Here is a 1,386-nt window from a genome sequence, read left to right as displayed (position 1 = left end):
TGTGAACCGCCTAGTGCGGACCCGCATGCTAGGTGGTGTGGGGAGGGCGGGCTAAATACCCGCCCTTACCCGATTAGCATTTCTATATTTTTTGGGCAAAATCATCAACTGAAATTCGCGCTTGTTTTAAAATGTGGGATAAAGTGGATCGTTTTATTGGTTTGTGCGCCGGAATAGTTATCTTCAGAATTTCTTCATCAATATGCTTTTGTATTCGTATATGAGACCCACGTTGACGAACTATTACCCAGCCATCTCTTTGTAACGCTTTTATGACCTTATCATAATTTAGGCTGGGTACTTTATTCATACGGCAAGTTCCATTATTTCTGCGCTTGGCATTATTAAAATATCATCTTCAACCGGCTCCATATAAAGATCGATGGCTTCTTTGATGTTTTTTATTGCGTCTTCTTTTGTATCTCCTTCAGAAATACACCCAGGGAGGGTTGGAGCAATAACTGTGTAGCCACCCTCTTCACTCGATTCAAGCAGTATCTGTATTTTCATTAGATTATTTCCTGTTTTTCAGTTGCTAACGCCAGCATCAGCCGGCGCGCTATTCGCGCGCTCGGCTGAGTGCCATCGTTGGGCGGTTTGCCATTGATCTTGACCTGCGCCATTTTTGCTTCTGTGTCGCTATTCATTTCTCGAAGGCTCTCGGTCGTGGTTGTCATATTTCCACGGCATGACCTCTTCGAGATAGGTTATATCGGGGCGAGGTATCTGGCAGCCTTCTGAACCGATCCCTACAATATTCGCAAGCTTGTCGTCAAGGATTCCTCGGCGCTCTTCCGGTATAAACAGCCAGGGCTTAACACTCCAGTCTTTAGGAATTCCGGTTTCTCGATATATTCCATTGCATAATGCGACCCAATGTTGGTTCCAAAAGGACAGCCGCTTTATCAAAGCATGGACGGTTTTTGAATATGTCACTTCGCATAAAAAGATGCCGCGCTGGGAGAAGTCTACGGCGACAATATCGCAGTACCAATATCGCCCCTTGCCGAGGACTTTGCCCTCATCAAGCTGTAGCAGAAATTCCGAGTTGATGAATGTCGAACGATGCGCGCGCAAGTAATCTGCAACCACACCTTGAAAATAGTCCATCTAGAGAGTCTCCCGCGCTCGCAATGTCGAGCCGCCCAACGACCAAGGTAAGCCGACCCGCGCGCGGCACGACGCTTGCAACCAGCCCACGACGCCGACCGCGCGGGGTCGGCTTGACCGGCTCGTTAGGCGCGTTTTAACTCTTGCCGGGAAAAATAAATCCGTCCCCTTTTTGCTTGGGCAAGAGATGCTTAGCGGGTTCATTTCTTCCAAGGAAAATAGATGGATCCGTCTGGAGTGTAAAGATTCCCATCACGAAGATTGATAAAACCATCC

General features: G+C 47.6%; 4 protein-coding genes. All 4 read right to left on the bottom strand.

Annotation, left to right across the window (positions count from 1 at the left end; translation table 11 throughout):
• Positions 1–82: 82 nt before the first annotated feature.
• From GJ668_RS19735 to GJ668_RS19720, 4 genes are read right to left on the bottom strand one after another with little or no spacing between them, the layout of a single operon-like run.
• Positions 83–310 carry a type II toxin-antitoxin system HicA family toxin gene (locus GJ668_RS19735; protein WP_155451785.1) on the bottom strand — a complete coding sequence of 76 codons (228 nt, stop codon included), beginning with the start codon at positions 308–310 and terminating at the stop codon, positions 83–85.
• Positions 307–510 (bottom strand): type II toxin-antitoxin system HicB family antitoxin, encoded by a 204-nt coding sequence (locus GJ668_RS19730; protein WP_155451784.1) that lies wholly within the window; start codon positions 508–510, stop codon positions 307–309. The genes GJ668_RS19735 and GJ668_RS19730 overlap by 4 nt, the downstream gene beginning before the upstream one ends.
• Positions 510–647, bottom strand: coding sequence for a hypothetical protein (locus tag GJ668_RS19725; RefSeq protein WP_155451783.1), 138 nt, complete (start codon positions 645–647; stop codon positions 510–512). The genes GJ668_RS19730 and GJ668_RS19725 overlap by 1 nt, the downstream gene beginning before the upstream one ends.
• Complete coding sequence (locus GJ668_RS19720) at positions 640–1,110, bottom strand: hypothetical protein (RefSeq protein ID WP_155451782.1); 471 nt, start codon at positions 1,108–1,110, stop codon at positions 640–642. Before GJ668_RS19720 ends, GJ668_RS19725 begins: the two co-directional genes overlap by 8 nt.
• Positions 1,111–1,386: the final 276 nt, after the last annotated feature.

Source organism: Allochromatium palmeri, assembly GCF_009720725.1.
Taxonomy (GTDB): Bacteria; Pseudomonadota; Gammaproteobacteria; order Chromatiales; family Chromatiaceae; genus Thermochromatium; species Thermochromatium palmeri.
This window is presented reverse-complemented; position numbering and strand designations above follow the sequence as displayed.